Annotated in this window: 24 protein-coding genes, 1 tRNA gene and 1 other RNA gene; 6 read left to right on the top strand and 20 right to left on the bottom strand. The window is 63.3% G+C overall.

The features are described from left to right. Positions 1 to 35 precede the first annotated feature (35 nt). The 3 genes from IRL76_RS03790 to rpsB form a co-directional block, all read right to left on the bottom strand. On the bottom strand, positions 36 to 1,166 hold the full coding sequence (locus IRL76_RS03790; protein ID WP_200983327.1) for a right-handed parallel beta-helix repeat-containing protein: 1,131 nt from the start codon (positions 1,164 to 1,166) through the stop codon (positions 36 to 38). Between the two features lie 166 nt (positions 1,167 to 1,332). Further along, complete coding sequence (gene tsf / locus IRL76_RS03785) at positions 1,333 to 2,259, bottom strand: translation elongation factor Ts (RefSeq protein WP_200983325.1); 927 nt, start codon at positions 2,257 to 2,259, stop codon at positions 1,333 to 1,335. A gap of 111 nt (positions 2,260 to 2,370) precedes the next feature. After that, complete coding sequence (gene rpsB / locus IRL76_RS03780) at positions 2,371 to 3,123, bottom strand: 30S ribosomal protein S2 (protein ID WP_200983323.1); 753 nt, start codon at positions 3,121 to 3,123, stop codon at positions 2,371 to 2,373. Positions 3,124 to 3,420: 297 nt separating this feature from the next. On the opposite strand from rpsB, the gene IRL76_RS03775 reads away from it, so the two are divergent. Together IRL76_RS03775 and IRL76_RS03770 are read left to right on the top strand one after the other, a co-directional pair. Beyond that, positions 3,421 to 4,188, top strand: a complete 768-nt coding sequence (locus IRL76_RS03775) for an SIMPL domain-containing protein (protein WP_200983321.1) — start codon at positions 3,421 to 3,423, stop codon at positions 4,186 to 4,188. 226 nt (positions 4,189 to 4,414) lie between these two features. Continuing rightward, positions 4,415 to 4,657, top strand: coding sequence for a hypothetical protein (locus tag IRL76_RS03770; protein ID WP_200983319.1), 243 nt, complete (start codon positions 4,415 to 4,417; stop codon positions 4,655 to 4,657). On the opposite strand, the gene IRL76_RS03765 is transcribed toward IRL76_RS03770, so the two are convergent. Genes IRL76_RS03765 through IRL76_RS03755 form a run of 3 tightly spaced genes read right to left on the bottom strand, consistent with a single transcriptional unit; the run spans position 4,641 to position 7,396 of the window. After that, positions 4,641 to 5,465, bottom strand: a complete 825-nt coding sequence (locus tag IRL76_RS03765) for a CDP-alcohol phosphatidyltransferase family protein (RefSeq protein ID WP_200983317.1) — start codon at positions 5,463 to 5,465, stop codon at positions 4,641 to 4,643. The genes IRL76_RS03770 and IRL76_RS03765 overlap by 17 nt on opposite strands. Beyond that, positions 5,462 to 6,214: a phosphatidylserine decarboxylase gene (locus IRL76_RS03760; protein WP_200983315.1), complete on the bottom strand. Its 753-nt coding sequence runs from the start codon at positions 6,212 to 6,214 to the stop codon at positions 5,462 to 5,464. Before IRL76_RS03760 ends, IRL76_RS03765 begins: the two co-directional genes overlap by 4 nt. Before the next feature lie 39 nt (positions 6,215 to 6,253). Further along, on the bottom strand, positions 6,254 to 7,396 hold the full coding sequence (locus tag IRL76_RS03755; RefSeq protein WP_200983313.1) for a beta-ketoacyl-ACP synthase III: 1,143 nt from the start codon (positions 7,394 to 7,396) through the stop codon (positions 6,254 to 6,256). Between the two features lie 77 nt (positions 7,397 to 7,473). Here IRL76_RS03755 and IRL76_RS03750 point away from each other — a divergent pair, with 77 nt between their 5' ends. Then, positions 7,474 to 8,199 (top strand): Crp/Fnr family transcriptional regulator, encoded by a 726-nt coding sequence (locus tag IRL76_RS03750; RefSeq protein WP_200983311.1) that lies wholly within the window; start codon positions 7,474 to 7,476, stop codon positions 8,197 to 8,199. Between the two features lie 27 nt (positions 8,200 to 8,226). Here the strand turns inward: IRL76_RS03750 and IRL76_RS03745 are convergent. Continuing rightward, positions 8,227 to 8,312: transfer RNA gene (locus IRL76_RS03745), tRNA-Tyr, on the bottom strand. Between the two features lie 151 nt (positions 8,313 to 8,463). Here IRL76_RS03745 and rlmB point away from each other — a divergent pair. Next, the gene (gene rlmB / locus IRL76_RS03740) at positions 8,464 to 9,252 is read left to right on the top strand and encodes a 23S rRNA (guanosine(2251)-2'-O)-methyltransferase RlmB (protein WP_200984164.1); all 789 of its coding nucleotides are present in this window, start codon (positions 8,464 to 8,466) and stop codon (positions 9,250 to 9,252) included. A gap of 18 nt (positions 9,253 to 9,270) precedes the next feature. Beyond that, the gene (locus IRL76_RS03735; protein ID WP_200983309.1) at positions 9,271 to 10,119 is read left to right on the top strand and encodes a hypothetical protein; all 849 of its coding nucleotides are present in this window, start codon (positions 9,271 to 9,273) and stop codon (positions 10,117 to 10,119) included. A 100-nt stretch (positions 10,120 to 10,219) separates the two neighbouring features. On the opposite strand, the gene IRL76_RS03730 is transcribed toward IRL76_RS03735, so the two are convergent. The 10 genes from IRL76_RS03730 to IRL76_RS03685 all read right to left on the bottom strand — a co-directional run bounded on the left by IRL76_RS03730 (position 10,220) and on the right by IRL76_RS03685 (position 21,059). After that, a complete protein-coding gene (locus IRL76_RS03730) occupies positions 10,220 to 10,492 on the bottom strand; it encodes an HU family DNA-binding protein (protein WP_200983307.1) in 273 nt (90 codons plus the stop codon). Positions 10,493 to 10,746: 254 nt separating this feature from the next. Beyond that, on the bottom strand, positions 10,747 to 13,140 hold the full coding sequence (lon, locus tag IRL76_RS03725; protein ID WP_200983305.1) for an endopeptidase La: 2,394 nt from the start codon (positions 13,138 to 13,140) through the stop codon (positions 10,747 to 10,749). Between the two features lie 118 nt (positions 13,141 to 13,258). Continuing rightward, positions 13,259 to 13,594 carry a YbaB/EbfC family nucleoid-associated protein gene (locus tag IRL76_RS03720; protein ID WP_200983303.1) on the bottom strand — a complete coding sequence of 112 codons (336 nt, stop codon included), beginning with the start codon at positions 13,592 to 13,594 and terminating at the stop codon, positions 13,259 to 13,261. Beyond that, a complete protein-coding gene (locus IRL76_RS03715) occupies positions 13,591 to 15,399 on the bottom strand; it encodes a DNA polymerase III subunit gamma/tau (RefSeq protein WP_200983301.1) in 1,809 nt (602 codons plus the stop codon). The genes IRL76_RS03720 and IRL76_RS03715 overlap by 4 nt, the downstream gene beginning before the upstream one ends. 5 nt (positions 15,400 to 15,404) lie before the next feature. Then, positions 15,405 to 16,040, bottom strand: a complete 636-nt coding sequence (locus tag IRL76_RS03710; protein WP_200983299.1) for a hypothetical protein — start codon at positions 16,038 to 16,040, stop codon at positions 15,405 to 15,407. 54 nt (positions 16,041 to 16,094) lie between these two features. Then, an RNA gene (gene ffs / locus IRL76_RS03705) (signal recognition particle sRNA small type) lies at positions 16,095 to 16,189 on the bottom strand. 34 nt (positions 16,190 to 16,223) lie between these two features. Continuing rightward, on the bottom strand, positions 16,224 to 16,502 hold the full coding sequence (locus IRL76_RS03700; RefSeq protein WP_200983297.1) for an ETC complex I subunit: 279 nt from the start codon (positions 16,500 to 16,502) through the stop codon (positions 16,224 to 16,226). Between the two features lie 18 nt (positions 16,503 to 16,520). Then, complete coding sequence (hrpB, locus tag IRL76_RS03695; RefSeq protein WP_200983295.1) at positions 16,521 to 18,944, bottom strand: ATP-dependent helicase HrpB; 2,424 nt, start codon at positions 18,942 to 18,944, stop codon at positions 16,521 to 16,523. A gap of 31 nt (positions 18,945 to 18,975) precedes the next feature. Further along, on the bottom strand, positions 18,976 to 19,992 hold the full coding sequence (locus IRL76_RS03690) for an aldo/keto reductase (RefSeq protein WP_200983293.1): 1,017 nt from the start codon (positions 19,990 to 19,992) through the stop codon (positions 18,976 to 18,978). Positions 19,993 to 20,042: 50 nt separating this feature from the next. Continuing rightward, positions 20,043 to 21,059, bottom strand: coding sequence for a polyprenyl synthetase family protein (locus IRL76_RS03685; protein WP_200983291.1), 1,017 nt, complete (start codon positions 21,057 to 21,059; stop codon positions 20,043 to 20,045). Positions 21,060 to 21,124: 65 nt separating this feature from the next. Here IRL76_RS03685 and IRL76_RS03680 point away from each other — a divergent pair, with 65 nt between their 5' ends. After that, positions 21,125 to 21,421 (top strand): chorismate mutase, encoded by a 297-nt coding sequence (locus IRL76_RS03680; RefSeq protein ID WP_200983290.1) that lies wholly within the window; start codon positions 21,125 to 21,127, stop codon positions 21,419 to 21,421. Here the strand turns inward: IRL76_RS03680 and IRL76_RS03675 are convergent, their stop codons facing one another. The 3 genes from IRL76_RS03675 to IRL76_RS03665 form a co-directional block, all read right to left on the bottom strand. Continuing rightward, positions 21,422 to 22,759, bottom strand: coding sequence for a sensor histidine kinase (locus IRL76_RS03675; protein ID WP_200984163.1), 1,338 nt, complete (start codon positions 22,757 to 22,759; stop codon positions 21,422 to 21,424). A gap of 109 nt (positions 22,760 to 22,868) precedes the next feature. Further along, positions 22,869 to 23,546 (bottom strand): response regulator transcription factor, encoded by a 678-nt coding sequence (locus IRL76_RS03670; RefSeq protein ID WP_200983288.1) that lies wholly within the window; start codon positions 23,544 to 23,546, stop codon positions 22,869 to 22,871. 96 nt (positions 23,547 to 23,642) lie between these two features. Continuing rightward, positions 23,643 to 23,948: a PepSY domain-containing protein gene (locus tag IRL76_RS03665; RefSeq protein ID WP_200983286.1), complete on the bottom strand. Its 306-nt coding sequence runs from the start codon at positions 23,946 to 23,948 to the stop codon at positions 23,643 to 23,645. Positions 23,949 to 23,960 lie beyond the last annotated feature (12 nt).

The following is a 23,960-nucleotide window of genomic DNA, read 5'->3' as shown; positions in this document are numbered from 1 at the left end:
CGTCAGACTCGCTCGTCAGCCTCGCATCGGCACTTTCAGCTATTGAGCAATGCGCAGCCCCGGGCAGTGCAAGCGCGGTTGTCTTGCAGTTGTGGACGCCCTCGATCGGGGATGCGGGCCAGATCGACCACCGCAGCGATAATTTCGCCGTTGAATTCATTCCCTGAGATGCGGTTGCCCGTCATTTCGGTCCAGGACTTCGATCGCACGTGTTGCTGGTAGAGGAATGGCTTCGTCCCCCGGGACAGGAAAACCATGTTGTTCGTGACAAGATTGTCGTGACCGCCATGGATCTGGAAAGCGTAGCTTCCCCGGCCCTCGATACGGTTGCCACGGACGGTCACGTAGGATGCCCAATCGTCAAGGTAGATACCCCTGCCCTTGGCCGAAGGCGGGCCGAAATCGCGCACATCATTGTCGGCGATGAGCGTGCCGCGGCTGCTGCGTCCACGATCGTTGATGTAAATGGCACCGCAATCGGCAATGACGCGGCAAGTCTGTTCGACCCGGTTGCCGGCAATGACGATATTGCTGACATCGGAATTGCTGTTCGTATCGACCTGGATTCCAGCGTAGTCGGCGCCCTTCACGCGATTGCGTTCCACGATAGCGCCGGCCACGTTGCCGGTCAGATGAATGGCGCCCTGGCTCCACCCGTTGCTGCGCGTTTCCAGAATGCGGTTTTCGCGGATTGTCACTCCGCGTGCGTCCGTCACGAAGATGCCGCGCTGCGGAAATCCACTGATGGTGAGGCCCGAGATGCGTGCCCGATCTGCCTTCACGACGATAGCTGAGGCAGCGCCACCCGAGGTAAGCACTGCCGGCCGATCGGCGCTCGAGACGAGAGTAACATTCCGCAATCCGCGCTCGATGACGATCGGGTCGGCAAGGCGGAACTGGCCCGACAGGACAACCGTGACAGGAAGTCCGGAACGGCCTGCCAGCGCCATCGCCATTGCGGGCGTGCGTAGCGCTTCGCCGGGCGACATGCCGGACCGTGAATCACTGCCATTTGCGTCGACGTAAATCGTCGTTTCCGCCTGTCCGGCCTGGGCGCCGTTCACGCTACCGAGCGCAGCAAGCGCCACCAGTGCGAAGCTTGCAAAAGGCTTCCCGTTCCAGCGCTTGCCGGATGCATCGGGTTTGGGAGAAACTCGCTTTGTCATGAACCCCGATTACAGGCCAAGGGCTGCAGGCAAGCTGAATTCGTCGACCGCTCGCCGTTCATGTTGGGAACTCTCTCTATGAACGAAGCGGTGAGTGGGGCCCCATACGAAAAAGGCCGCCGAACCGAAGTTCGGCGGCCCTTGTTCTTGAGGAAGCGCTTGTCGCTTAGCCGGCGACGGCAGCGGCGACTTCTGCGGCGAAGTCGCTCTCTTCCTTCTCGATGCCCTCGCCCAGCTGGAAGCGGACGTAGTCCACCAGCTCGACCTTGGCGCCGACGTCCTTGGCGGCCTGCTCGACGACCTGCGAAATCGGGGTCTTGTTGTCGATGACATAGACCTGGCTCAGCAGGGCGTTTTCCTTGGCGTACTTGTTGACCGCGCCGTCGACCATCTTGGCCTGGACTTCAGCCGGCTTGCCGCTTTCGGCAGCCTTTTCGGCAGCGATCTTGCGCTCGCGATCGAGCACTTCGCTGTCGAGGCCTTCGGCGGTCAGCGCCTGCGGGAAAGCAGCGGCGATGTGCATGCCGAGCTTCTTGCCGAGTTCGGCCAGCTTGTCCTTGTCCCCTTCGCTCTGGAGAGCGACGAGCACGCCGATCTTGCCGAGGTCCGATGCGACCGCGTTGTGGATGTAGGGAACAACCACGCCGTCGGTGACCGAGACGGTCTTGATGCGGCGGATCTGCTGGTTCTCGCCGATCGTCGCGACGTTGTCGGTCAGCTTGTCGCCGACGGTGCCGCCGGTCGGGTAGGCAGCAGCCTTGAGCGTGTCGACGTCGTCACCGGCGGTGCCGAGCGCGACCTGCGTGGTCTTGCGCACGAAGTCCTGGAACTGGTCGTTCTTCGCGACGAAGTCGGTTTCCGAGTTCACTTCGACGGCAACGCCCTTGGTGCCTTCGACGGCAACGCCGACGAGGCCTTCGGCCGCAGTGCGGCTCGACTTCTTCTGGGCGGTGGCGAGGCCCTTGGCGCGTAGCGCGTCGACAGCGGCTTCGATGTCGCCATTCGCACCTTCGAGCGCCTTCTTGGCGTCCATCATGCCCGCGCCGGTCTTTTCGCGCAGGGCCTTCACGTCAGCGGCAGTGAATGCAGCCATGGTATTCTTCCTTCTTGAATTAATGTGCGGGCACCGGGCCAGCTGTGGAGCGGCCCGGCGCGTAGCTTCGCATTGTGACGGGCGCGCGTAGGCACCCGTCCAAAGTCAGGCTCAGGCCTCGACGCTCTCTTCCGGCGGATTTTCCATCGCACCGACGTCGGCACCCGAATCCTGGATGCCTTCGCCACGACCGCTCTTGGCAGCGTTGGCAATCGCATCGCAGTACAGCTTGATGGCGCGGGCGGCGTCATCATTGCCCGGGATCGGGAAGGCGATGCCTTCGGGATCGACGTTGGTGTCGAGAACCGCGACCACCGGGATGCCGAGAACGTTGGCTTCCTTGATGGCGAGGTCTTCCATGTTGGCGTCGATCACGAACATCACGTCCGGAATGCCGCCCATGTTGCGGATGCCGCCGAGCGACATTTCGAGCTTGTCCCGCTTGCGGGTCAGGTCGAGCACTTCCTTCTTGGTCAGGCCCGCAGTGTCACCGGCAAGGCGCTCGTCGAGCGTCTTGAGGTACTTGATGCGTTCGCTGATGGTCTTCCAGTTGGTGAGCATGCCGCCCAGCCAGCGGTGGTTGACGAAGTGCTGGCCCGAAGCGAGCGCGGCTTCGCGGATCGCGTCCTGCGCCTGGCGCTTGGTACCGACGAACAGCACCTTGCCGCCCGAACGTGCGGTCTGCTGCACGAAGTCGAGCGCGCGCGCGAACAGCGGCACAGTCTGCGACAGGTCGATGATGTGGATGCCGTTGCGCGCGCCGAAGATGTACGGCTTCATGCGCGGGTTCCAACGGTGGGTCTGGTGGCCGAAGTGTGCGCCGGCCTCGATCAATTGCTGCATGGTGACGGTAGGAGCCGCCATAATCATATTCCTTTCCGGTTATGCCTCTGGAAAGCTGGAACCCGAGTTGCGGAGTATCCCGCGACGGGCACCGGTATGAGCGCCTTCCATGTGGATTTTCGCCGCTCGTCCGACCGCGAAAAACCGGTCGACCTGACTGCGAAGGCGGCCCCTTAGCGCCCCTCGGGGGGAAATGCCATCGAAAAATGCCTGCTCCGGGGCATCGGCAGCGATCGCAGTAATACTCCGTTCATCTACAAAATTGCACAGTTCATCGCAGTTGATCGCGATGAGGCGACGACCGTTAGGGAGGTTGGCATGACAGAGCAAAGTGGGTTCTTTTCGGATTTTGCGCGCAACAACCGGATCGCTTTCCTCGGCGGCAGCCTGATCCTTGCCCTTGGCATGACGGCGGGATCGGTAGCCCTGGCGAAGGGAATGGTGAGCATGAAGCGTGCCGACCGCGAAGTCACCGTACGCGGTGTGGCGCAGCGCAACGTTACTGCAAATCGCGCGTCCTGGTCGGTGGGTTATTCCGAAAGCGCCTATACCCTCGCAGATGCCCTCGCCGCGGTCGATCGCGACACCACGATGATCCGCACCTATCTCGCCAAGCACAGCTTCACAGGTGAGCAGACCACCCCGAGCAGCGCCAGCATCTCGGTTTCCGACGAATACATCAACGGCAAGACGACTGGACGGAAGGTCTATTCGGTCAGTCGCGCCATCGGCTTTGACACCGAGAATGTCGCCGGCGTGGGCGCGATCGAGGCGAACAAGGACGAATTGGCGCAGGCGGGACTGGTCGTCGACAGCACGAATGCCAGCTACGAATATACCGAGCTCGACAAGGTGAAGCCCGAAATGATTGCCGCTGCGACCAAGGATGCTCGCCGAGCGGCCGAAAAGTTCGCCAATGATTCGGGCTCATTGGTCGGTGGCATCAAGACCGCAACGCAAGGCTACTTTTCCGTCTCAAGTCGCGAATCGGGCAGCAGCGACGGGGACTACGGCGGATCGAGCACGGCGAGCAGCCCCGACCAGCGGGTGCGCGTGGTGACGACGATCGATTATTACCTCGACTAGGCGGATATGCGGGGAATTCGGGCCGGATTCCCCCTTTCGCGCAGTGTCGGTTTCAACGGTTTGACGACAAATACGCGCAACCGGTCGCGAAAAGCGCTTGACAAGGGAGAACAAAACGAGAACATTGTTCTCATCGCCGGAACCGCCGGCGGGCAATAAGGGTTTTCCACTAGATTTCCCCGGCCTGTCAACAGGCAAGTCGACAGCCGGGCAGGGAGAATTTGCAATGTTCGCACTGTTCCTGACCGCCGCCGTCGCCCTCACTTTCGTGGCAGCAACGGCTGTGCTCGCCGATAGCGGACTGCGCTGGTGGTCCGCTTTCGGCCAGCTGCGCCGCGAAGTCGCACGCACGGCGATCGTCGCGCCGTTGCCGGTGCTGCGCAGCCCGACTACCTCTGGCGGATGTTCCGGCTTCGACCGCTCGCCGGCTCGGCCTGTCGCGAAGGTTTCGCTCAGCCGCGCCGCTTGACGCGCGAGTATCGCATCAAGGTGAACGGCAGCAGAGCGAGGTAGCCGATACCGATTGCGCTTAGCGTCCACCAGGGCTCCACGAGCAAGGCTGCGAACATCAGTCCCACGAATGCCAGTACCCAGATACGGATCCCGCGGCGCGGACGAAGCGATGTCCAGCTGGGCGTCGCCATGCTGGAAATCATGAGCAAGGCGACCGCGACCAGCCATGGCGCGACCAGAATAGGCTCACGAAATGCCTCGAGGCCTGTTGCCGACCACAAGTAGAACGGCATGAACGCCAGCCCTGCCCCCATGGGTGCCGGAACACCGGTGAGGAAGCCCAGTGACTTGTGCGGCTGTTCGTCCATGTCGATCTGGGCATTGAAGCGCGCAAGCCTGAGAGCACAGCAGATCGCCAGCGCCAGCGCGGCAAACCAGCCCCAGCGCGGCTCGACCGAGAGCGACCAGAGATAGATGATGATCGCGGGTGCGGTTCCGAAGCTGAGCGAGTCCGCCAAGCTGTCGAGTTCCGCCCCGAAACGCGATTGCGCTTTCAGGAGCCGCGCAATCCTGCCGTCGATGCCGTCGAGCAGCCCCGCGACGATAATCGCGACTGCCGCAGCAGCCCACTGTTCCGAAATCGCGAACCTGATCCCGGTAAGACCCGAACACAGCGCCGCAGCAGTGATCGCATTGGGCGCCATCGCACGCAGCGTCAGTCCGCGCGACTTGCCCATCAGCGGCCTCTCGTCCTCGGCGGACTTTGGACCGAGGCGAGCGCGCTCTTCCGGCTCCGGCGTGGGCTCGGGCGGCAACAGGCTCACTGTGCCACGCCCTCGATCAGCTTCTGCGTGCCGATTTCGGCGAGTACAGTCTCACCCGCAATGATCCGCTGGCCGAGCATGACCTTCGAATCGGTCCCTGCGGGCAGGTAGACGTCGACGCGGCTGCCGAACCGGATGAGGCCCACGCGCTGGCCGACGCCAACCGTATCGCCCGGCTTGACGAAGGGGACGATGCGCCGCGCCACCAGTCCGGCGATCTGGGTAAAGCCGATTTTCAGCCCGTCCATCCGCTCGATCAGGATGTGCTGGCGCTCGTTCTCCTCGCTCGCCTTGTCGAGGCCAGCGTCGACGAAACTTCCCGGGATATAGATAACCCGGCGGATCGTGCCTGCCACGGGGGCGCGATTGATGTGCACGTCGAAAACCGACATGAAGATCGAGATGCGAGTGACAGGGCCCGGCTGCAAACCACTATGCTCGGTACCGTCGTCGATCATCAATTCCTTGGGCGGTTCGACCTGCTTTATCAGCGTGACCAGCCCGTCCGCCGGCGCGACGATGACGCGATCATCCTGCGGCACCACACGCTCGGGGTCGCGGAAGAAGGCAAAGACACCGGCCGAAAGCAGCAGCAGCGGCCAGCCAACGATTTCCCAATCGAGACCGAACAGAAAACCGAGGCTGATCACCACGGCGATCAGGCCAAACTTGCGGCCTTCGGGATGGATGGGGGGGAAGGACCAGCGGACATCGCCGCGGCCCTGATTGTCGAGAAGATCACCTGCCATGAAGGGCACTTAGGCGCACAATCCCAGCGCCACAAGGCGTCAGGCGGCCTTGCGTACGAACACTGTCCCTGCCGAATAGCCTGCACCGAAACTGCAAATCAGGCCCGTGTCGCCCTCTTTCAGGTCCGCGCTGTGGAGGTGGAAAGCGATGATCGAGCCTGCACTCGAAGTATTCCCGTAAGTGTCGAGAACGGTCGGGCTTTCGTCGGCATCCGCCTCATGACCGAGCACGCGATGGGCGATCAAACGGTTCATGCCCGTGTTCGCCTGGTGAAGCCACAGGCGGCGCAGTCCCTTCGGATCGATACCCAGCCGTTCCGCCTCGGTGACAATCATTTCCGCGACCATCGGCACCACTTCCTTGAAGACCTTGCGCCCTTCCTGGACGAACAGCTTGTCCGCCCCGCCCTTGCTTTCGGGATAGGCGCGGTTGAGGAAGCCGAAGTTGTTGCGGATATTGTTGGAGAACACCGTCTTCAGGCGCGTGCCCAGAATGTCCCAGTGCTCCTTCGGCGCGATCGCGGCATCTTCGACCAGCACTGCGGTGGCGACGTCGCCGAAGATGAAATGGCTGTCCCGGTCGCGCCAGTTGAGGTGGCCGCTGGTGATTTCCGGACTGACAACCAGCACGCTCTTGGCGTTGCCTGCACGGATATAGTCCGCGGCGGTCTGGATACCGAAGGTGGCGCTGGAGCAGGCGACATTCATGTCGAAGCCGAAGCCGTCGATACCCAGTGCCTGCTGGATCTCGATAGCCATCGCCGGATAGGGCCGCTCCATGTTGGAGGCTGCACACAGCACCGCATCCACATCCTCCGCCTTACGTCCGGCACGCGCCAGTGCATCGCGCGCCGCCTTCACCCCGATCTCGGCGAGGATTGAAAGCTCGTCGTTCGACCGCTCGGGCCAGCGTGGGGCCATTATTTCAGGATCGAGCACCGGCGCCTTGGCCATGACATGCCGTGCCTTGATACCGCTTGCCTTCTCGATGAACTCGACCGAGCTTTCCTGCAGCGGCTCCACCTCGCCGGCCTCGATGGCATCCGCATAGGCGGCGTTGTGGCGCCGCACAAACTCGTTGAAACTGGCAACCAGTTCCTCGTTCGTGATGCTCTCTTCGGGCGTGAAGAGGCCCGTTGCGGAAATGACGGGACGGCCGGTCAGCGCTGTATCGTGAGTCATGGCCGGCGGGATTAGGCCCCTGTTGGAATTGGAGCAAGCGGTTGGCAGTATCGTCTCACCGGACTATGACAATTGCGATGGATCAATCGCACGCCAACTCGACGGTGAATTTCTGCCAGTCCTGCGCAATCCGCAACCGTGCGATTTGCGCCGACCTCGACGAGCAGGAGATTGGCGTTCTCAACAAGCTGGGCCGTCGTCGCCGTATCCAGGCTGGCGAACAGCTGCTGTGGGAAGGTGACGAAGCCCTCTTGGTGGCCAACGTCATCGAGGGCGTTCTGAAGCTCTCTACCCAGACATCGGATGGACGCGAGCAGATATTGGGACTCGCCTACCCTTCCGATTTCCTGGGCCGACCGTTCGGCGAGACCGCCCCTTATGGGGTGGAGGCACTGACCGATGCTTATGTCTGCGTATTCGAAAGGCGCGATTTCGACCGCTTCACCCGCGAACACCCGCGCCTGGAGCACAAGCTGTTGGAGCGCACCCTGGCCGAGCTCGACAAGACGAGGCGCTGGATGCTGCTTCTCGGCAGGCTCAATGCGGAACAGAAGCTCGCGACGTTCCTCCTCGAAATTGCCGATCGCCTGAGCGAGAAAACCTGCGCTGCGATCCACTTGGGCCCATCCGAGCACATCACGCTGCCCCTGTCGCGCCAGCAGATTGCCGACGTCCTTGGGCTCACGATCGAGACAGTCAGCCGGCAGCTGACGAAGCTGAAGAACGACAGCCTGATCGACCTTCCAGCACGGCGCGAAGTCGTGATTCTCGACGCAGCAGGGCTTTCCCACCGCGCGAACTGACCGCCATCTGTTGTGAAGAAGGGCGGGTGGTGGACAGGGCTGGATTCGAACCAGCGTACGCTTGCACGGGCAGATTTACAGTCTGCTGCCTTTAACCACTCGGCCACCTGTCCACACGGGTTCGCCCGATCTCGCTAGGGAGAAAATGCTGGGGAAGCCATAAGGCTCCCCGGCCGAGAGGCGCCCCTTTGGCGAAGCGGCGCTTGCCTGTCAATGGCCTCGCTGGCAGAGGCCGCATTCGAAGTTTCTGACTGGAAGAATATGATGGCCAAAGGCGAACGCAAGCGCGCCCTGCGCGGCCGCGCGGGCAGGATGAAGGGAGGTCGGGGAAGCGGCCGGGCAAGTAGCGGAGCCGTGCGGCTCTGGGGCCGACATGCGGTCGAAGCAGCACTGAAAAACCCCGATCGCGTCCACCGCAAACTGTGGGCAACGCGCGAAGGAGTCGAATCGCTCGACGGCGAGTTGCCGCAAGACTTCCCGCTCGAGTACGCCGATGTCGCCGACCTCGCGCGCCTCGTCGCCAAGGATGCGCCGCACCAGGGGCTCGTCCTGGAATGCGCGCCGCTCGAGGACATCCATCTCGACGAAGTGCTGGGCGGCGATCCCGATGCGCCGATTGTGGTGCTCGACCAGGTTACCGATCCGCACAATGTCGGCGCGATCATGCGCTCTGCAGCTGCTTTCGGTGCCGCCGCGATCGTCACGCAGGATCGCCATGCTCCGCCCGAAGGCGGCGTTATTGCTAAGTCGGCCTCTGGCGCACTCGAAGTCCTGCCATGGGTCCGCGTGGTCAACCTTGCCCGCGCGCTCGAACAGCTGGCCGAAGCCGGATACTGGCGCATCGGGCTGACCGGCTCGGCCGAGGCGACGCTGGCCGAGGCCCTGCCCGCAGGCCCCGTTGCCTTGGTCCTCGGTGCGGAAGGCGAAGGCATGCGCCACAATATCGAGGCGCATTGCGATGCACTCGCCAAGCTTCCGATCGGTGACACGATCGAAAGCCTCAACGTTTCGAATGCTGCCGCGATTGCGCTATACGCCGTGGCAACTCGATAGACATTCCAAGGGGGGAAAATGATTTCGACCAAGATACGCGCGGCTGCGCTGGCAGGTGTCAGTGCGTTCATGCTGAGCGGGTGCCTGCTGACACCGGGCAAGTTCGCGAGCGAACTGCACCTTATGAAGGACGGCAGCTTCTCGTACGCCTACGACGGCGAAATCCAGATGCTGGCCCTGAGCAAACTCGCGGAAATGGGAAACAAGACCGAGGAAGAGTTCAAGGCCGAGTGCTGGAACGACGATTTCGAGGAGCGTGATTGCACTTCTGACGAGGTCGCGGAACAGAAGAAGGATTGGGAGACCGGGGCCGCCGAACGTCGCGAGAAGAAGGCACAGGAAGCCGAACAGATGAAGGCATTCCTCGGCGGGATCGATCCTTCAAATCCCGAAGCGGCAAAGGAACTTGCGGAACGGCTGCAACGGCAGCGCGGCTGGAACGCGGTGGTCTACAAGGGCGACGGCCTGTTCGACGTCGATTTCGCGATTTCGGGACAGCTCTCGCACGACTTTGCATTCCCGATGATAGAGAAGCTGCCGATGGCCAATGTCTTCGTCAGCGTGAACCTGCGCGATGAAAAGCAGGTTAGGATTGATGCGCCCGGCTTCGCGGCCATGGGTGGCGGCAATCCGATGCAGGGCATGATGTCCGGGCTGGCCGGCCTTGGTGCCATGGCGAGCGAGGGCGGCGAAAGCGTGCCCAAGTTCGCCACGCCCGAAGGCACCTTTGCCATCGTCACGGACGGGCGTATTCTTGCGAACAATACCGACGAGGGCCCCAAGGCTGATGCCAAGGGGCAGCGGCTGGCATGGGCGATAACCGCACGCACGGAACAAGCCCCCACGGCACTCATCGCGTTTGACTGAGAAACGAAAAACGCCGCACCTGCCATGAGCGGGTGCGGCGTGTTCTTTAGCCATGGACGCTGCGTCTGCGATCGCGACGCCGTGGCGGAACTTCAGTCTGTCAGTTGACCGAATCCTTGAGGCCCTTGCCGGCCTTGAACTTCGGCTGGTTCGATGCCTTGATGGTCATCGGTTCGCCAGTGCGCGGGTTGCGGCCGGTCGAGGCCTTGCGTTTCGCGACCGAGAACGTGCCGAAGCCAACCAGGCGGACTTCATCGCCCTTGGACAGTGCCTTGGTGATCGAATCGAACACGCCCTCGACGGCGCTCGAAGCATCACTCTTGGAAAGGCCACTGGCATCGGCAACCGCGCTGATCAGGTCGTTCTTGTTCATTTGTGGGAACCCCCTCGTTCTTCTCGTAAAAAAATGTTCGGTGAATCGCCTTCCCGAATGCGGGGGAATTGAGAGTTTTTTGACCCGGGTGTCAAAGCCAAATTCGGCCAAAATGCGACGTTTTCGGCCCTGAATCGGGTCAAGACGAGGTGAACGCGCCGTTTACTTTGGCGCGTTCACTGACAGGTCCTTTTTGACAACGGAATATCGTCCCGCCGGTGGAGGCGAGTCGCTGCAGCGCACAATATCAAATGCTAATGCGCGGTCGGCGAAGGCGTTGCGGTGTGCGGGTGGTCGGGCTGGCTGGCCAGATCATCCGCCTCGGTCCACTCGATCGGCTCCGGCTTCGAAACCAGTGCGTGTTCGAGCACCTCGTCGACATGCGAGACGGCGACGATCTCGAGGCCTTCCTTCACATTGTCCGGAATCTCGGCCAGATCCTTCACGTTCTCTTCGGGAATCAGCACCTTCTTGATCCCGCCGCGAAGCGCAGCGAGGAGCTTCTCCTTGAGACCGCCGATGGCCAGCACGCGACCACGCAATGTGACCTCGCCGGTCATCGCAACGTCCGGGCGAACGGCAACGCCCGACAGCGCGGAGACAATCGAGGTGACCATGCCAACACCCGCGCTGGGACCATCCTTGGGCACCGCGCCTTCGGGAAGGTGGATGTGGATGTTGCGGCGCTGGAACAGGCTCGGCTTGATCCCGTAGTGCGGAGCGCGGGCCTTCACGAAGCTGAAGGCGGCCGCGATGCTTTCGGTCATCACGTCGCCGAGCTTGCCGGTGGTCTTGATCTCGCCCTTGCCCGGCGTGGTGACGCTTTCGATGGTGAGCAACTCGCCGCCGACCTCGGTCCATGCAAGGCCCGTGACCGCGCCGACCTGCGCCTCTTCCTCGCCCATGCCGTGCTTGAACTTGCGCACGCCGGCATAGTCGCTGAGGTTTTCGGTCGTGATCTCGACGCTCGTCGCCTTGCCTTCGAGGATCTTGCGCAGCGACTTACGCGCCAGTCGTGCCAGTTCGCGCTCGAGCGTGCGGACGCCTGCCTCGCGCGTGTAGTAGCGGATGAGGTCACGCAGCCCATCCTCAGTCAGCGAGAACTCGCCCTTCTTCAGGCCATGCTCCTTGACCTGCTTGGGCAGCAGGTGGCGCTTGGCGATCTCGACCTTCTCGTCCTCGGTGTAACCCTCGAGCCGGATGATCTCCATGCGGTCGAGCAGCGGCTGCGGCAGGTTGAGGCTGTTCGCGGTGGTCACGAACATGATGTCCGACAGGTCGAGGTCGAGCTCCAGGTAGTGGTCCTGGAACTTGTTGTTCTGTTCGGGGTCGAGCACTTCGAGCAGCGCCGACGCCGGATCGCCGCGGAAATCCTGTCCGAGCTTGTCGATTTCATCGAGCAGGAACAGCGGGTTCGACTTACCGGCCTTCTTGAGATTGGTGACGATCTTGCCCGGGAGCGAGCCGATATAGGTACGGCGGTGTCCGCGAATCTCCGCCTCGTCGCGCACGCCGCCCAGCGACTGGCGCACGAACTCGCGGCCCGTCGCCTTGGCGATGGACTTGCCGAGGCTCGTCTTGCCTACGCCCGGAGGGCCGACGAGGCACAGGATCGGCCCCTTCAACTTGCGGGTACGCGCCTGCACCGCGAGGTATTCGATGATACGGTCCTTGACCTTCTCGAGACCGTAGTGATCCGCATCGAGGATTTCCTGCGCCTTGGCGATGTCCTTCTTGACCTTGCTCTTCTTGCCCCAGGGCAGGCCAAGCAGCACGTCGAGATAGTTGCGGATGACGGTCGCCTCGGCGCTCATCGGCTGCATCGAGCGCAGCTTCTTGAGTTCCGCCTCGGCCTTCTCGCGCGCTTCCTTTGATAGCTTGGTCTTGGCGATCTTCTCGGTCAGTTCGGCGATCTCGTTGCCGCCGTCCTCATCGCCGCCACCCAGCTCGTTCTGGATCGCCTTCAACTGCTCGTTGAGGTAATATTCGCGCTGCGTCTTCTCCATCTGCCGCTTCACGCGACCACGGATGCGACGCTCTACCTGCAGCACAGACAGCTCGCCTTCCATGAAGGACATGACCATCTCGAGCCGCTTCAGGGGATCGTGCTCGACCAGCAGCGCCTGCTTGTCGGATACCTTGGCATTGATCGAGGCGGCGATCGTGTCGGCCAGTTCACCGGCATCGTCGATGTCGGTCAGCTGGTCAGCAGCATCCTCGCCGATCTTCTTGTTCAGCTTGGCATATTCGCCGAACTGCTCGATCACCTGGCGCATCATGGCCAGCACTTCGCTGCCCGATGCGGTCACGGCATCGCGGTAGGAAACCTCGGCAACGACATGATCGCCCTGCTCGACCAGCCGGTCGAGCGTGGCGCGACGCGAGCCCTGGACCAGCACGCGGACCGTGCCGTCGGGCAGCTTCAGGAGCTGCAGCACCTGCGCCACTACGCCAACGTCGTAGAGATCGTCACGCTCAGGGTCGTCGCAGCCCGGGTCGAGCTGGGCGAGAAGGAAAATGTCCTTAGATCCCTCCATCGCGGTTTCCAGCGCGGCAACCGACTTGTCGCGACCCACGAAAAGCGGGACGACCATGCCGGGAAAGACGACGATGTCGCGAAGGGGAAGAAGGGGAAAGCTGGCAGTCATAGATCAATTCCGTCCGGGCCATTAGGGCCGTTTGACGGGAATATGGTGACGTAGTCCCCCCTTCGCAACGGATAGGGAAAAAGGTGTGTGGAAGAGCGGAGGATTCCGCCCTTTCCGATCACATTCCCGGCAGCTTCATGCCCGGGGGAAGGCCGATGCCCTGCTGGATCTTGGCCATCTCCTCACCCGAAACGCGGTCCGCCTTGTCGCGCGCATCGTTGAAGGCAGCGGTGACGAGGTCCTCGACGATCTGCTTTTCTTCGGGTTTCATCAGGCTTTCGTCGATGGTCACGCCGAGAATGCGGCCGCGCGCGGTGGCGCGGACCTGCACAAGGCCGCCGCCGGCGTTGCCGACCACTTCGAGTTCGTCGAGCTTGGCCTGCGCCTCGCCCATCTGCTTCTGGATGGTCTCGGCAGCCTTCTGGGCCTGTGCGAGCATCTCTTCCATGTTCATGCGTTTCTACTCCAGGGTATATCGCGCCGACGGGGGGCATCGGCGCCGTCTTCGATCAGTTCGGCATATGGAAAGGCCTCGAAAGCGGCCTTCACCAGCGGATGCGAACGGGTTGCGGCAGCGGCAGCCTCGCGGGCGGCCTCCGCCTGCTCGACGAGCGAGGGAGCGCCCTCGCCGCCGGGAATCACCTCAACCGACCAGCGTTTGCCGGTCACGGCCAGCAAGGCATCGCGCAGCATCGGCAGGACGTCGTCGGTAAACTTCGGATCGCGCCCGAACTTGAGGATGCCGTCGGCCAGTTCCTGCACGCGAACCTGCAAGCGCATGACGCTCGCGGCAAGCGGCTGCCCCGCATGATCTATCTTGTCGACGAGCGTCGCCCAATCAAGCGATGCGCTTGCAGCAGGCGTCGCGCTTTCCGCGTTCGTGGGGGTTTGCGAAGGCGTGGGCCCGCGCTCGGCGAGCTCTTCAAGTTTCTTCGCCAACTTGCCGGGATCGGGCATCTGGCCGGCATGCATGACCCGCAACAGGGCCATACGCAGCGAAACCAGCGGGTCTGGCGCAAGGCGCACCTCCTCGTGACCCTTGAGCAGGAGTTGCCACAAGCGGTGCACCTGACCGACTTCCAAGGAGCTGGCCCAGCCTGAAATCTGATCGCGTTCCTCGGCGGTCGTCGCATCGACCTCGCCACCCGATACCTGCGCCAGCGCTATCCGGTGGGCGAGGTCCATCTGCGCGCGCATCAGCGCCAGGGGTTCGACGCCAAGCGCATATTGCTCGTCAATCAGGCCTAGCAGCGACTTGCCTTCGCCCGCGAGGAGGTGGCCGAACAGGCGCCTCTGCGCGGTCTTGTCTGCAAGCCCGAGCATGTCCCGAACGCGCTCTGCCGTGACCCTGCCCTCGGTCTCGAGGTCGGCATGGGCGATCGCCTGGTCGAGGATCGAAAGACCGTCGCGCGCCGAACCCTCGGCAGCGTTGGCGACAATATGCAGGGCTTCGGGCTCGGCCTCGATGCCTTCCTTGCGGCAAATTTCGGCAAAATGTGCCTGGAGCAATTCCACCGGAATCCGGCGCAGGTCGAAGCGCTGGGTGCGGCTGAGAACCGTGACCGGCAGTTTCTCGACCTCGGTGGTCGCGAAGAGGAACTTCACATGCGCCGGCGGCTCCTCAAGTGTCTTCAGCAAGGCATTGAAAGCATTGCGCGACAACATGTGGACTTCGTCGATGATGTAGATCTTGTATCGCGCCGAGACGGCGGCATAGCGCACCGCCTCGATGATCTCGCGCACGTCGTCGACACCGGTGTGCGAGGCAGCGTCCATCTCGATCACGTCGATATGGCGGCCTTCCGCGATGGCACGGCAGGGCTCGCACTGACCACATGGGCTGATCGTCGGCCCGCCCTGCCCGTCCGGCCCGATACAATTGAGCGCCTTTGCGATGAGCCGGGCGGTCGAGGTTTTCCCGACCCCGCGGACACCGGTCATCAGGAAGGCATGAGCGAGCCGGTCGCGCGCGATGGCATTGGCCAACGTGCGGACCATCGCCTCCTGGCCGATCAGTTCGGCAAACGTCTGCGGACGGTACTTGCGCGCGAGAACGCGGTATGGCTGTGCGGCCACTTTGACCGGTTTGGGCGCATCCGGGACCTGCGAATGAAGCGCTTCATCAGGCACCGTACGGGGCTCCGGCGCACCGAACATCGATTCCTGTCCGGCCTCCTCCAGTTCGGCGGCGCTCGGTTTCGGCTCGTCCTTTTCCTCCGACCAAGGAGGCGAATCCATATTCTCTGGTGAATCACCCATGCCGATTATCTAGGCACGGTTGCCCCGCTTGTCGAAGCGCTATCGGCAACTGTTCCGTCAAGTCCGAGCTTTATGCCCCATTCGGATGTGGGCAGCACGTTCGAGTATTCGAGCCCGTAGCTCGCGATCGCCAGCAAGAGAGCAACGATCACCGCCCAGCGCTTATTTGTCTTCCAGGCCCAGATCACCGGCCCGAAGTAGATGAGCTTGTGAACGAAGAACCAGTATTCAGTGATCTTTGGAACGGCCCGCGTGAAAAGCAGCAGGTGCAGGATCACGTTGACGGTGAGGATGCCACCCAGGACATAACGCTTCCGCGCCCAGAAATTCTCGTCCAGCGACAGCCAGTCGTCAGGGGTGCGCGGAAAGACCAGCGCGGCCGACAGGAAATAGAGCAGCGCGACGACCAGCGCGATGAAGATCGTCGGCCAGTTGATCAGGATGATATCCCGCGCCGACCAGGTGAACAGCCAGAAGCTGCTGATGTCGAGCAGGACGAAAATCGCGAGCAGCGGCGTCAGCACACCGATCGGCCGGCGGCGGTGACCGTCGATGGCGTCGGCGAACCTGACGGCGACTTCGGCCACGGTGAGGCCCAGGAGGAGCCCGAAAAAGGAAAAGAAATACTCGAAATCGCTCATGCCCACCCCCCGGCGATGCGGGCAGCATGACTCAAGCAATCATTGGGGGAAAGTGGAAAAGGAGCCGGCCGACCCGCCGCAATCCACCTGGGCTGCTTCCTTCCGGACCTGACCCGGTGAGCGAACGCAAACGTCCGACCGACTCCCGGACGCGCATATGGCGACCGGTCGATGAAAAATCAATTACCGAAAATTGTCGGCGTAAGCCTGCAGCTTGAGACCCTTGGGCGGGGTCGCATGGACCCGGGCCGTGATGCCGTAGCGCTCCGCATAGGCCTTCGCCTCGTCCTTGCTCTCAAAGGTCAGCTGTACCTGAGCCTGCGTGTCGCCGCTGCCGGTCCAGCCCATCAGGGGATCGGGACGACGAGCCTCCGACTGCTCGAACTCGAGCACCCACTCGTCAGTCCGGGCCTTGCCCGACTGCATTGCGTTCTTCGGTCGCTGGTAGATTCGTGCTGCCATAGTGCGTGAGCCTCTAATTCAACCTTCCGAGCGAGAAAAGGCGTTCTTGGTCTTCAAACTGGGCTTTTCGGCCCAAGGTTCCTCCGGCCAGCGATGCTTGGGATAGCGACCCTTCATCTCCTTGCGAACATCGGCCCAGCTGCCGCGCCAGAATCCGGCTAGGTCGCGTGTCGACTGGATCGGCCGGCCCGCCGGACTGGTGAGCTTGAGCAGGAGCGGCGTGTCACCGACCAGCGGATGGCTTTCGAGTCCGAACAGGGCCTGCACGCGCACCTCGACGCTGGGGGCATCGTCCCCGGCATAGTCGATCGGGTGGGTCGTCCCCGCTGGCGAGGTGAATTCGCGAGGTGCCAGCCGATCGAGCCGCTGGCGCGTATCCCAATCAAGCATTGCGAGAAGCGCGTCCGCCAGCCTGCCCTTCGGCAGGTCGAGGTCGCGTCGACCGGCAAGCAGGGGAACCAGCCAGCTATCGGCATTTTCGGCCAGTCGGACAGGCGATAATTCCTCGACACGGGCATAGCTGGCGCGTGCAAGCAGTTCCGTCGGAAGGAGTTTTGCCGGGTTCTCCAGTGCCTTTTCCACAAGCATGTCCACAATCGCCTGCGGATCGGGCGACGGGTCCGAACCGCTTGCCAGCGTGATCGCTCCCAGCCGCCTCTCGACGAGCGCCTCGACCCGCGCGCCGGTCCATCGCAGGCGCTGGTGGCGTTCGATCCTGTCGGGCAGCCACTCGAGCAAGTCGGCTTCGTCGAGCGCGATAGCGGCAGTGATACGCGCACCCTTCGCCTGCCCCTGCGCATCGCCGATCACGAGGTATGGCGCGCGCGCCAGCGGCGATGCGGGATCGAGTACGAAGCCCCTGCCTCCTGCGGCCACCCAACTTTCGCCGCTCGCATCGCGACGCTTTGCGATAAATTCGGGGCGTCCAGCGGCAAGGAGGATCGCGGGGGGTGGTCCGCCCTCGCCAACCCTGACGACAAGGCTTTCGGCGCTCCTTGCCCAGCGTGCGGCCAACTTGCGGCTTGCCTCCGCCTTGGCCCCGCGATCCGCATTCCAGCGCGACAGCCGCTGTTCGAGATCCTCGCCGCGCCCGCCAAGCCCGCGCTCCTGCAACAGCAGCGCCAACCGCGCGGCGGTTTCGGCCACTCCGCGCTCGGCTCCGAACAGCACCGTCGCGGCACCTTGCGGGTCGAGCGGAAGCTGCGCGAGTTGCTCGCCGCGCGGGGTTATACGCCCTTCCCCGTCGAGCGCGCCGAGTGCCTGAAGTGTGGTGCGGGCTGCAGAGACCGAGGGAGGCGGTGGCGGGTCCAGCCATTGCAGGCTGGCGGGATCGGTGGTTCCCCACCGCGCAAGGCCCAGCACCAGCGGGGCTAGGTCGGCCGTAAGCATTTCGGGCGGGTCGTAGGCGGGCCGCCCTGCGTGCCCCGCTTCCTCCCATAGGCGATAGGCGACGCCCGGCCCCTGGCGCGCCGCGCGCCCCGCGCGCTGGGCGGCGGCAGCCTGACTGGCACGGCGGGTAACGAGATGGGTGGTCCCGGCGGCACGGTCGAATTCGGCATGGCGTGACAGGCCGCTGTCGACCACCACCGACACGCCGTCGAGGGTCAGCGAGGTCTCGGCAATGGCGGTCGCCAATACGATCCTGCGCCGACCTTCCGGATCGCGGCGAATGGCGGCACGTTGTCCCGCCGGCTCGACCTGCCCATGTAGTGGCAGGACCAGCGCCGAGGGAAGCCGCGCCTCCAGCCGTTCGCGCGTTCGCTCGATCTCGCCGACGCCGGGAAGGAAGGCAAGGATGTCGCCCTCTTCCTGCTTCCAGGCTGTAGCGATGGCCGATGTCATCGCATCCTCGATACGCTCCTGCGGCGAGGAGCCCAGCCACTCGATCCGCAACGGGTGCGCCCTGCCCTCGCTCTCGATGACAGGAGTATCGCCGCCCAGAAGGCTGGCGAAGCGCGCACCATCGATTGTCGCCGACATGACCAGTACGCGCAGGTCCTCGCGCAGGACGCTGCGGCTTTCGAGCGCCAGCGCCAGGCCGAGATCGCTGTCGAGGTGCCGTTCGTGTGCCTCGTCGAACAGCACCGCGGACACGCCCTCCAGCTCGGGATCGGCGAGGATCGTGTTCACGAAGATCGCCTCGGTCACCACGAGAATGCGGGTCTTCGCCGAACGCTTGCTGTCGAGGCGGGTCAGGTAGCCGACGGTTTCGCCCGGCTTCTCGCCCAGCATCTCCGCCATCCGCTCCGCCGCCGCCCTCGCGGCGACACGGCGCGGGGAGGTCAGGATGATGGTACCCGTGCACCATTCCTCGTTGATCAACGCAGGCGCGACGGCGGTCGTCTTGCCCGCGCCAGGCGGCGCAATCAGCACCGCCCCGCTCGTCCGGCGCAGTGCGGCGAGCAGGTCGGGAAGCACCGAGTCGATCGGTAGCCGGGTCACGCCAGCCTGATGCGGATGCCGGGCTCTCGTATCAACCCATGGGGTACATGATTTCGCGCGAAACCGCGTTGATCGCCTTAAGCGTCTCTTCGCTCAGGGCGACATCGGCAGCGGCGAGGATTTCATCGACCTGGTCCTGCCGGCTTGCGCCGACAATGGTGGAGGCGACAAAGTCGTGCTGCTTCGACCAGGCGACCGCCAGCGTCACGGGGCTTATGTCGAGACCCTGCGCGATCTCGGCGAAACGCGCGGTCGAGGCGAGCGACTTTTCGTTGACGAAGCGCCTCGCCATCGTTGCCTGGCGTCCGCCAATCTCGAGATAGCGCGAAAAGCGCGCACCCTCCGGCCGCGCGCCATCGGCATACTTGCCCGACAGAACCCCGCCGCCGATCGGCGAATAGGGGATCAGGCTCACGCCTTCCTTGCGGCAGACCTGCGCCAGTTCGTCCTCGAACCGGCGGTTGTTGAGGCTGAAATTGTTCTGGATTGTCTGGTAGCGCACCGTCCCCAGCCGCTCTGCGGTGGAGATCGACTTCATCAGACCCCAGCTAGTCTCGTTCGAGCAGCCGACGATCCGCACCTTGCCCGCGCGCACCAGTTCGTCGAGCACTTCCATCGTCTCGTCATAGGGCGTGTCGTGATCGGGCCAGTGGGTCTGGTAGAGGTCGATGTAGTCGGTGCCGAGCTTCTTTAGGCTGTCCTCGACCGCGACCATGATGTTGCGCCGGTCGAGCGCGGTCATGCCTTCGCGCTTGGGGCTGCGGAACCAGACGTGGCTGGGGCCCGAGACCTTGGTGGCGAGAATGATCGCATCGCGCGGCTTGGTCTTGAGCCACCTGCCGACGATTTCCTCGGTCCGGCCGACGTACTTCTTGTCCGGCGGGACGGGATAGCCCTCGGCAGTGTCGAAGAAATTGATCCCGGCATCGAAACTCTGGTCGAGGATGCGCAGCGCCTCGGCCTCGTCGGTCTGGCTGCCGAAGGTCATCGTCCCCATGCAGATATCCGAAACGACGATGGCCGATGTGCCGAGGCGCTTGAATTGCATGGGAATTGGTCTCCTGATCCGGTTGCGACCCGGTTTCGGTGTGAGAGGTGTCAGTAACCCCGGGCTACGGCGAAGAGGGCGGCCTGCGTCATCGCCTGCCGCGCCCTGCTGTCGGGGAAGATCGACAGCGCGTCGATCGCGCGCTGGGCGAAGTGGCGCGCACGGGCGCGCGTGTCGGCCACGGCATTGTGCCGGTCGATCAGCCTGATCGCATGGTCGAGGTCTTCGTCGCTGGTGCGGTGCCCGGCGATGGCGGCTTTCCAGAAGGTCCGCTCTTCCTCGTCCCCGCGAGCGTAGGCGAGGATGACGGGCAGCGTCATCTTGCCCTCGCGGAAGTCGTCGCCACGGTCCTTGCCCATGGTGGCGGCGTTGGAATCATAGTCCAGCGCATCGTCGACCAGCTGGAAGGCTACACCGAGGTTGCGGCCATATTCGTCGAGCGCCTGCTCCTGCTCCTCGCTGCATTCGGCGACCACTGCCGCGATGCGGCTCGCGGCGGCGAAGAGCGCGGCGGTCTTTGCGCGGATGATGTGGAGGTAGCGCTGCTCGCTCGTGTCGATCTTGCGCTGCGCGGTCAGCTGGTCGACCTCGCCCTCCGCGATGATGGCGCTGGCGCTGGAAAGGATCTTGAGGACCTTGAGGCTGCCGTCCTCGACCATCAATTCGAAGGCGCGGCTGAACAGGAAATCTCCGACCAGCACGGTCGCCGGATTGCCGAAGATGATGTTGGCGGCTGCCTTCCCGCGCCTGAGGTCGCTGCCATCGACGACATCGTCATGCAGCAGGGTTGCGGTGTGGATGAACTCGACCGCCGCGGCGAGCTTGTAGTGCCGGGCACCGTTATATCCGACGACCTCGGCCCCGGCGAGAGTCAGCATAGGGCGCAGGCGCTTGCCGCCGCCCGAAATGAGATGGCCCGCCAGCGCCGGTATCAGCGGCACTTCGCTTTGCATCCGGTCGAGGATGACCTGGTTGACCTGGTTCATGCCCGGAGCGGTCAGAGCCAGCATGGGCTCGATCGAGGCTTCGGGTTCCTTGCGCGGCAGGGGTACGACGTCGGCTGTCATTTCGGCTTGGCCATGGGCTGCACTTGCTTTCTTGGCAAGCGTGGATTCGGTGTTAGCGTGCTCAAATGAACAACGCGCCAGCCCAAGATCCGGTCCTCGCCAGCTATCGCCAGAGTATCGACAACATCGATGCCGCGCTGATCCACATTCTTGCGGAGCGCTTCCGGATCACCCAGGCCGTCGGCGAGCACAAGGCGAAGAATGCCCTCCCCCCCGCCGATCCGGGCAGGGAGCAGTCCCAGATTGCGCGACTGCGGCGGTTGGCAGAGGAAAGTCAGCTCGATCCCGAATTCAGCGAAAAGTTCATCCGCTTCATCATCGACGAGGTGATCCGCCACCACGAGCAGGCGCGGCAAGGATAATCAGCCGGCCCGCGGCAGGCTGAGCCTCACCAGCAATCCGCCAAGATCTTCGCTCTCGCCGAGATCGACCGAACCGCCATAGATTTCCGCAACATCGCGCACGATAGCGAGGCCGAGGCCCGTACCCGGCTTGCCCGTGTCGAGGCGCGCGCCGCGATCAAAGATGCGGGTGCGTTCCTTTTCCGGAATGCCGGTTCCATCATCCTCAACCCAGATCACGCATTGTTCCGAACCGGGTTCGGCATCGATCGTCGCGAATACGCTACCACCGCCGTACTTGGCAGCGTTCTCGATCAGATTGCCGAGAATTTCATCGAGATCCTGCCGCTCGATGCTGACGGCTGCCTGCTTGTTGCCGTCGAGATCGAAACGCGTGTGCTCGTAGATGCGGGTCACCGCGCGAAGGACACTCTCGGCGCTCGGCCAGACCTCGGCGTAGCTGTGACCCGATGCCCTTCGGCCCACGGCCCGCGCCCGCGCAAGGTGGTGCTCGACGTGGCGTTGCATCGTCTTGGTTTCGCGGAAAACTAGGTCGGCGAGCTGCGGATCGCGGGCGGTCGCAGCATTGGTTAGGACCGTCAGCGGGGTCTTGAGCGCATGGGCAAGGTTGCCGGCATGGGTACGCGCTTCCTCGGCCTGCTTCTCGGTGTGAGCGAGCAGCGCGTTGATTTCCTCGACCAGCGGCTCGACTTCGAGCGGTAGCGGCTCCTCAATGCGGTTGCTGCCCTTGCTGCGCATCGACTGGATCGCAGCACGCACGCGCCGCAAGGGCGAAAGGCCATACCAACTCTGCAACATCGCCATGGCCATCAGGCCCAGGCCAAGCGCGGCGAAGCTCCACAGCAGGATCGAATGAATGCGAGTGGTCTGGTAATCGAGTTCCTCGCGCGCGGATGCCACGGCGAAGGTCCAGCGGGTTTCGCTGTCAGGCAGGATGACGGAGCGCTCGACGATACGCAGCGGCTCGTCCTTGAACTGGTTGGAATCGTAGAAGTGCGGATCAGTGTCGAAGTGGTTTTCGCGCAGCTTCAATGGCGTGTCCCACAAGGAGCGCGAAGGTTTCGCCTCCAGCGAATAGGACGGCGTATCTTCCTGTCCCTGACCCGAAATTTGCCAGTAGAGGCCGCTGTTGGGTTCGAGGAAGCGCGGCTCGCCGAGCGGGCGGTTGAAATACACCTCGCCGTCGGGGCCGATTTCCGACACCACGATCATCGAATTGAGCAGGTATTCGAGTTGGTCGTCGAAATTGCTCTCGATCATCCTTGTAAGCGTGCGGTCGAGAAGGAAGCCGCCACCGACGAGGAGCACGCCTATCCACACGGCGGCGATCGCCATCATGCGGGTGGCGAGACTGCGCCGCCGCTGGGGCGCAGCCGCTATCGGGCCACCAGTGGCCTCGCCGGCCGGCGCCTCGTGCTCCTGCGTCGCCCGCTGCGTGGCGTCAGGATCAGGCGCGCGGCTGGTCGGCGGGATCGTCGAGGCTGTATCCAAGTCCACGGATCGTCGTGATTACATCCGCACCCAGCTTCTTGCGGATGCGAGTGACGAAAACCTCGATCGTGTTCGAATCGCGATCGAAATCCTGGTCGTAGATGTGTTCGATGAGTTCTGTACGGCTGACCACCTTGCCCTTGTGGTGCATGAGGTAGCTGAGCAGCTTGTATTCCTGCGCCGTCAGCTTGACCGGTTCACCCTTGAGCGTGACGCGGCCCGAGCGCGTATCCAGCCGGACATCGCCCGCAGTTAGTTCGCTCGAAGTATTGCCCGAAGCGCGACGAATAAGCGCGCGCAGGCGGGCGATCAGTTCCTCGGTCTGGAAGGGCTTGGCAAGGTAGTCGTCCGCCCCGGCATCGAGGCCTGCGACCTTGTCGCTCCAGCTGTCGCGTGCAGTGAGCACCAGGACTGGGAAGCTGCGGCCTTCCTTGCGCCACATACCGAGGACGGTCAGCCCGTCGATTTCAGGCAGGCCGAGGTCGAGGATCACGGCATCGTAATCCTCCGTGCTGCCCATGAAATGGCCGTCTTCGCCATCGGTGGACAGGTCCACCGCGTAACCGGTCTGTTCCAGCGTCGATTTAAGCTGTTGGCCGAGCGTGGGCTCGTCCTCGACGATCAGGATCCTCATGAATGTCCGTCCTTGGATAGTTTGTGACGCATTTCGTTCATGTAGATGAACGCGTCAACCTGAACGGAGTTTCGCACCCGCGAAACCATTGGGAAATCACTTGCTACGGCGAAGGATCTTGCCGGTGCGCGCATCGACATCGACGAACAGCACGCGGCCGTCCTTGATGAACTTCAGGCGATAGGCGAGTGCCGTCGGGTCGTAAGCCGGGCCGAGGTATTCGGCGCCCTTCATGCTCGGCAGGATGCGCGCCTCGATATCACGCAGGCGCATGATGTTGCCCGCACTCATCTCGCGACGTGCCTCGCCCTGTTCGTTGCTGCGCTGCGCGAACGCAGGCGCGGCCGCAACCGGACCGGCAAGGATGCCAAAGGCAAGAATGGAGGCGAGGATGCGCTTCATGATGTCGCCATG

The organism is Qipengyuania soli (genome assembly GCF_015529805.1).
GTDB classification, from domain to species: Bacteria; Pseudomonadota; Alphaproteobacteria; order Sphingomonadales; family Sphingomonadaceae; genus Qipengyuania; species Qipengyuania soli.
This window is presented reverse-complemented; position numbering and strand designations above follow the sequence as displayed.